The organism is Hydrocoleum sp. CS-953 (assembly GCF_002260545.1).
Taxonomy (GTDB): Bacteria; Cyanobacteriota; Cyanobacteriia; order Cyanobacteriales; family Microcoleaceae; genus Trichodesmium.
Genome location: NZ_LGSU01001178.1, coordinates 1 through 7,609 on the forward strand (window position 1 = coordinate 1; position 7,609 = coordinate 7,609).

General features: G+C 35.5%; 6 protein-coding genes. All 6 read left to right on the forward strand.

The window, feature by feature from the left end; genetic code table 11:
• Positions 1-600: 600 nt before the first annotated feature.
• The 6 genes from AFK68_RS19050 to AFK68_RS19080 all read left to right on the forward strand — a co-directional run bounded on the left by AFK68_RS19050 (position 601) and on the right by AFK68_RS19080 (position 7,524).
• On the forward strand, positions 601-1,809 hold the full coding sequence (locus AFK68_RS19050) for a response regulator (protein ID WP_094674171.1): 1,209 nt from the start codon (positions 601-603) through the stop codon (positions 1,807-1,809).
• A gap of 322 nt (positions 1,810-2,131) precedes the next feature.
• A partial coding sequence (locus AFK68_RS19055) for a DUF4388 domain-containing protein (RefSeq protein WP_371357450.1) occupies positions 2,132-2,731 on the forward strand: 600 nt, incomplete at its 3' end.
• A 112-nt stretch (positions 2,732-2,843) separates the two neighbouring features.
• Positions 2,844-3,539 carry a response regulator gene (locus AFK68_RS45695; protein ID WP_371357451.1) on the forward strand — a complete coding sequence of 232 codons (696 nt, stop codon included), beginning with the start codon at positions 2,844-2,846 and terminating at the stop codon, positions 3,537-3,539.
• A 288-nt stretch (positions 3,540-3,827) separates the two neighbouring features.
• Positions 3,828-5,237, forward strand: a complete 1,410-nt coding sequence (fumC, locus tag AFK68_RS19065; protein ID WP_094674177.1) for a class II fumarate hydratase — start codon at positions 3,828-3,830, stop codon at positions 5,235-5,237.
• An 860-nt stretch (positions 5,238-6,097) separates the two neighbouring features.
• Entirely contained in the window at positions 6,098-7,270 is a 1,173-nt protein-coding gene (locus AFK68_RS19075) for a class I SAM-dependent methyltransferase (RefSeq protein WP_246844288.1), read from the forward strand.
• A 20-nt stretch (positions 7,271-7,290) separates the two neighbouring features.
• The gene (locus tag AFK68_RS19080; protein ID WP_168186551.1) at positions 7,291-7,524 is read left to right on the forward strand and encodes a tRNA-dependent cyclodipeptide synthase; all 234 of its coding nucleotides are present in this window, start codon (positions 7,291-7,293) and stop codon (positions 7,522-7,524) included.
• The last annotated feature ends 85 nt before the right edge of the window (positions 7,525-7,609 follow it).

Genomic DNA, 7,609 nt, shown 5'->3' on the forward strand with positions numbered 1-7,609 from the left:
CTACTCCCCTACTCCCCTACTCCCTTACTATCTTAATTATAAGTGTTCAACCGGACATGGTATGATAGGTATAGAGGTACTGCCCCCACAAACTAATCATTCTTTAATGTAAAACACCCAAAATATCAGACCTGTGGTAGTCTGGGAATCAACTGAGTTAAGCTAAAATTAAATCAATGTAGAAAATACAGCATTTCCCGATGTTATGAGCTAGAGATTTAGGGGGTAAGATACCCACACCACAAGATTTTTAGTATTCAAAGTTGTACCTCATTTGTCCGAAATCTGCTGTATCAAATACTCACAATCTAAATTATGAAGCTGCTTCACAAAAAAACTCAAAAATCAGCAAAATGGCGGATGGTAAATAGGCCAAAAGTATGAAGAGCGATAAAGATTGTCTTTTAAGTAACAATAATAACTAAGAAAATTTCCGAGAAAATTCTGATATATAAACGAGATTATACTAAAAAATCAGTATAACAAACCATGACAAAATCAAAGAAATATTAAATAATAAAGGTGGTATCTATATTATACTTCTTTGTTTGTTAATACATCAAAATTAAATGTCACTATTATGTTAAAGGTAAAATCATTATGTCAGCATCAACAATAGGCTATATTAAGCTGGCAAATACCCTTAGTATAGTTAGCCAAAAGCAAGTTACTGGTAAGTTAGTCGTCGCTCATGGCAATCAAGAATGGCAACTTTACTTCCTATTTGGTCATCTCCTATATGCAAGTGGGGGTAAACATTCTACCAGACGTTGGCATCGAGCTATTAGTCAACATTGTCCTAACTTTAAATTTGAAGTCAATCAGTTAAGCAATAATCAACTATGGGAATATAAATTATTACAAACAGCCATTAGTGAAAATCAGATAACTTTAGGTCAAGCTAAGGCAATTCTCCGTACTATTGCGGAAGAAGTTTTTTTTGCTATTATTAGTCAACCTGGTTTAACAAGAAGATGGCATCCCCAGAAACACCCTAGTTCTCAAACAGCTCTGAGTTTACTTTTATCCAGACTAGAAATTAAAGAAGTTCTGAGTTCAGCAAAAAGAGTTTGGACATCTTTACAAGAGGAAGGTTTATGGCATATTAATCCCGATAGTACCCCTGTTGTCAGAGATGCAAATAACTTGCCAATTCAAGAAAATTCAGACTTTTTGTTGACAGTAAATAAGTTATTAAATTGCGATAGAACAATTTGGGATATTGCATTTTTAATGAAAATGTCATTAGTGGAAATAGCGCGTAATTTATATGATTTTGAACAACGAGGTTTAATTGATTTTAAGCAAGTAGAAGATTGGCTTTCACCCCCAGAAAAATCACGCTTAGTATCTGTAGAAAATAGTCGGCCTAAAGCTACAATTGCTTGTATTGATGATAGTCATCTTGTGGGTAGTTTTTTGGAGAAAATTCTCCAGCCATTAGGATACAAAGTTGTGCATATTCAAGATCCAATTAAGGGGTTAGCAGTCCTAGAAGATTATCAACCTGATTTGATTTTGTTGGATTTAGTGATGCCTAAAGTTAGTGGTTATACAATATGTTATTTTTTACGCAAAACTACTATGTTTAAAGATACACCAATTGTATTTTTATCGACTAAAGATGGTATTATCGATCGGACTAGAGCTAAGTTAATAGGTGCTAATGATTATCTATGTAAATCTTCTAGCCCAGAAAAAGTTGTGGAAGTTGTAGCAAAATATGTAAATAGACAAGAGTCTAAAAATTCCCAAATCATCAGTTTAGAACGAGCATATAATTTTACTTGTTTTGCTGTAGAAAACTAATGTAATTTTTGGTTTAATAAGTAGTTGATAATTACATATACTTAAATTAATATCCCGCTGTATTAAAATAAACGCATAATGACTAAAAAATTAAATCTATCGTACCTCCGCTGGAAAGTTGCTATGTTGTCTATATATTAGATCAATCTAGGTATAAAAACCCGGCTTCACCTAGGATATCTACAATTTCTTAGGCTTTAATTCAAGAGCGAACATTAAAGTATTAACCTAAAACCTATACCTAAAACTTTCTTATAGTTTCACCAAATGATTTGAAAAACTATATACTATAAAATAAAATAATATAGTTAATGAATAATATATGTTAGTAACTAATACAGGGTGCAATAAAATATGGAATGCTTTGGCTGTACTTGGCCAGAAACAAGCAACAGGCAAACTAATTATAGATAATGGGGAACAAGAATGGCAAATTTACTTTTGTCGGGGACTAATGTTATATGCCACAGGAGGATTACATCAAACTAGACGTTGGTATCGAGCAGTTAGTCAACATTGTCAAAATTTAAAATTTAATGCTGGTTTACTATCTAATGAAGAATTATGGGAATATCAACTTCTCAAACAGGGTATTACCCAAGAGCAAATCACTGTAGAAGAAGCAAAAGCAATTATCCGTAGTAGCAGCTATGAAATTTTATTTTCTTTAGCAAATCAGCCAGTTTTAAATTTAAACTGGCATTCCTATCAAAAATTAACTTCAGAAATTGTTGGTAACTTAGCATTATCTATATCAGAATTAAAACAAGTTATAGAGGGAGCACAAAAACTTTGGGAACGCTGGGAAAAAATGGGCATTAGTGAGATGTGGCCAGAGCAAGCTCCAATAGTGAAAAAATCTGTAAAGTCACAAAGTCGTTTCTCTGCAGCATCTTTAGAGGCGATTAATAATCAATTTAATNTTAACTTCAGAAATTGTTGGTAACTTAGCATTATCTATATCAGAATTAAAACAAGTTATAGAGGGAGCACAAAAACTTTGGGAACGCTGGGAAAAAATGGGCATTAGTGAGATGTGGCCAGAGCAAGCTCCAATAGTGAAAAAATCTGTAAAGTCACAAAGTCGTTTCTCTGCAGCATCTTTAGAGGCGATTAATAATCAATTTAATGGTCAAAATACTTTGTGGGATATTGCAGTGCAAAAGAAGCAATGTTTAGCCCTAACAACTCGTACTTTATATCATTTTTTTAAACAAGGTTTAATCGAAGTTCGAGCAGTACCAGATTTACCCTCTCCTTTAGAACAATTACGCTTAGTTTACTGTGGCACAAATCGCACCAGAATTCCAATAGCTTGTATAGATTCTACACTAACAACAGGTAATTTTTTAGAGCAAATTCTCATGCCTAAAGGATATAAAATTGATAAAATTACTGACCCAATGGAGGGCATAGGGTTAATGGCTAAAAAGCCACCTCAATTAATATTTATGGATTTAGTTATACCTAATGTTAATAGTTATGCACTCTGCAATTTTTTGCGGACAGCTCCTGCTTATAAAGAAACTCCTATTATTATTTATTCTGGGGAAGATAGTTGGATAAATCGGGTTAGAGCGCAAGTAGCAGGTGCAACAGATTTTTTAAGAAAACCTGCAAGTGCAAATAAAATTTTAGAAATAGTAGAAAAATACTTAAAGTCAAAAAAACAGCAATCTAAAAGTCAACCTAATTTAATTCAATCGAAATCTTTGGCTTTGGCAAGGTAATTGAATTGAGTTTAATACACAATAGACCTCTCCGAAAAAGATATAGATTTTTTGCAGGGGTAGGGAACAGGGAACAGGGAACAGGGAACAGGGAACAGGTAAGATATTTTTACGAAAAAGGTAGGAAAAAGGATTTTTTATAGTGACTTTTTCTTTCTTTAGCTAATACAACTAAAAGGTTTATTTATTTTCTGGAGATGTCTAATAATAAAAATTTAACTAAGTAGGTGGGATAAAAGCTGATGATGTAGGTAAATAGAAAAATAAACTGTATCACAGAAATTACCAATGACAGAATCAACACCGCCCAAAATGCGAACCGAAAGCGATAGCATGGGAAAAATAGAAGTGCCAGCAGACCGTTATTGGGGCGCTCAAACTCAGCGCTCGCTTATCTACTTCTCTATTGGGCAAGACTATATCCCACCAGAAGTCATCAAAGCATTTGCTATCCTCAAAAAAGCAGTCGCCCAAACTAACCACGAACTGGGTAAACTTCCAGAAGACAAAACAAAATTAATCATTCAAGCAGGGGAAGAAATTATTGCTGGGAAACTAGATGGAAATTTCCCACTACGAGTCTGGATGACAGGAAGTGGCACCCAATGCAATATGAATGTTAACGAAGTCATAGCTAACCGGGCGATCGAAATTGCTGGTGGAGAAATGGGAAGCAAAAACCCGATACATCCTAACGATCATGTTAATATGTCGCAGTCATCTAACGATACATTCCCGACTGCCATGCACATCGCTTCAGCGGTAGCATTACATGAAAAGTTGTTGCCGAAAGTTAAGAAAATGCGGGATGCACTGCAAGAGAAGTCAGTAGAATTTTCGGAAATTGTCAAAATAGGGCGTACTCACCTACAAGATGCAGTTCCGTTGACTTTGGGGCAAGAATTTTCAGGATATGTGGCGCAACTAGATGCAAATTTGCATCGTATTACTCATACATTGCCAGATTTGTACGAACTAGCTTTGGGTGGTACTGCAGTAGGAACAGGGTTGAATACGGTGAGTGGTTTTGCCGAACTTGCTGCGAAACATATTAGTGAAATAACCGGGTTGCCTTTTGTGTCTGCACCTAATAAGTTTGCTGCTTTAGCTGCTCACGATGCGGTAGTGATGGCGAGTGGTACTTTAAAGACTTTAGCTAGTTCGTTGCTGAAAATTGCTAATGATATTCGGTGGTTGGGAAGCGGACCTCGATGTGGTTTTGGGGAGTTGATTTTGCCTGCAAATGAACCAGGATCTTCAATTATGCCAGGAAAAGTTAATCCTACTCAGTGTGAGGCAATGACGATGGTAGCGACTCAGGTGATGGGGTATGATGCAGCGATCGCTTTTGCTGGTGCCCAGGGAAGTTTTGAGTTAAATACTTATAAACCGATGATGGTTTTTAATTTGATTCAGTCGATTAATTTGATTGCTGATAGTTGTAATAATTTTACTGATTTTCTATTAGCTGATTTGAAAGTAAATCAGAAAAAAATTGAGTTTTATTTGGAACAATCTTTGATGTTAGTGACAGCTTTAAGTCCGAAAATTGGGTATGATAAAGCTGCGGAAGTTGCGCATTTTGCCCATGAGAAAGATTTGACTTTGAAGGAAGCTTGTTTGGAATTAGGTTATGTTTCGGCAGAGGAATTTGACGAGATTGTGATTCCTAAAAATATGACTCATCCAGGGAGTTAGTCGAGTCTAGTAAATGTAGGTTGGGTTAAACGGAGTGAAACCCAACAATAGACATCTTCATAAAATAGGGAACAGGGAAAACTTAACTGGAAGGAGAATTAATTGATAATTTATGGATAATAATTGATTCCCTTTTTTATTTTTGGAGATGTCTAATAGTAAGAGCTGATTTGTCAACTTTGGCAAGAGTCTTATATTACCTAGTAGACCGTTTCATCTTACAGCGGTTTTCATTTTGGTAAACCACGCAACGAGTTTTCACAGATTAGTCAGATAAACCCGCCCCCTAGTGGACTTAGTTCAACATCAAATATTAAATTATAAATATTTTCTAAAGTTTTATTAGACGATTGACAAAATGAATCAATCTAGAAAAGAAGTTAAAACAAAAAATCACAGGACTGAAATATGAGTAGTGGTAAAAGTCTCCAGACAACCAAATATGCTGAATATAAATATAACATTACTGCACCAGTTGATTTTGATGTAGCAGTGAAGTATGGTGGTGCATTAATGGCGATCGCTGGTGCAGATGGTGACTTAGCAGAAAAAGAATTTCAGTGGTATGTTGATGAACAACAACTATTAATAGTAGATTCTCAAGAATACATTGAAACCCTTCGTAAATTCGATTGGAAAAATGCAAACATAGAAGAGTTATTGAGTGGTATCAGCTACGACTTTCCTATGAATTTTCGCCGAGTTATGTTGTATCAAGCTATAAAGATGAGTCGAGCTGATGGTACTTACCAAGAAAAAGAAAAAGCAGCAGTGGCNTTAGTATTGAATCATTAGCTGAAATGGAAGATGCAAGTGAACGACTGCGACTTGCCTTATTTGAAACTGATGTTTAATTCTGATTGATATCTTTAGTTATAGAGGATTTTAATAGGCTTGCTTTACAAGTAAAAATATCAAAATCCTCAGAAGAAAACGGCTTTTATGAAGACATACATAAGGAAACAATAATGAATAATCTAGACAAAACCAAGGTAGACGCCTTTTCTACAAAAATGCTTGATATCCTAAATGGATCGATGCTAAGTCTGATGATAGGCATTGGATATCAAACTGGGTTATTTGAAGTTATGGCGAATCTGCCGCCTTCTACTAGCGAACAAATAGCTCCTGTAGCTGAGTTAAAAGAAAGATATGTCCGTGAATGGCTGGCAGCTATGGTGGCAGGACAGATCGTTGACTACGATCCAACAACCAATAACTATAGCTTATCGGCTGAATATGCGTCTGTACTCACAAGGGTTGCCGGACCAAATAACATGGCACGCTTGACACTGGTTATTCCATTTCTGGCATCAGTCCAAAAAGACATTGTTGATAGTTTTCATAAAGGTGGTGGCGTTTCCTATTCTGCCTACCCAGATTTTATGAACTTGTGGTCTGAAATTAATGCTGAGAGATTTGATGCCACCATAACCCAAATAGTTCTACCTCTGATGCCTGATGTTGTTGAAAATATGCGTCAAGGTGTGGATGTTCTTGATATTGGTTGTGGAGATGGTCATGTACTTAAACTTATGGCAAAAGCCTTTCCCAACAGTAGGTTTACAGGCTATGATTTTTTAGAAAATGGGATTGATGCTGCTAGAGCAAAAGCAAAATCCCTTGGCCTAACCAATGTTAACTTAGAAGCCAAAGATATTACAACCTTCCAGGAAACAAATAAGTACGCACTAATTACAGCTTTTGATGCTATCCACGATATGGCACAACCAGCTAAAGTCTTGAAATCAATTGCTGATTCACTTAAACCTGACGGAACTTTCTTGATGGTTGACTTGGGAGCATCAAGTAATCTGCACGAAAACCTAGATCACCCTTTAGGACCGTGGTTATACACAACATCTTGTATGCATTGCATGACTGTTTCATTAGGACAAAATGGGGCAGGACTTGGTGCAATGTGGGGAGAACAAAAAGCAGTGAAAATGTTAAATGAGGCAGGGTTTATAAATGTGGATGTTAAACAAATTTCAGAAGATATTTTCAATAATTATTATATTGCTAAAAAGTAAGCCGTAAAATGACTATAACTATGACAGAATTAGAGCTAATAAGTAAGGTATATCCGATTACGAGTAATTGCCAATTATTATATGAACGAGGAGAACATGCAGTTTTAGGTATTAGTCCATTTAATAGTTTTTTTTCAGAAAAAAATATAGCTACTTTATCAAATTGGGCGATGAATAATTTTAAGAGCTTTAATCTTTTTATCCCAGATGAACCGTATGTATATACAGTAATGGTTTTCGGACTGATTTTATAACTAAAGTTCTCTGAGTTTAACTCCATATCTTGAGTTGTCTAGGTTCAGCAATCAGGTGCGTATTACCGCCACTCCTAATCTTAGT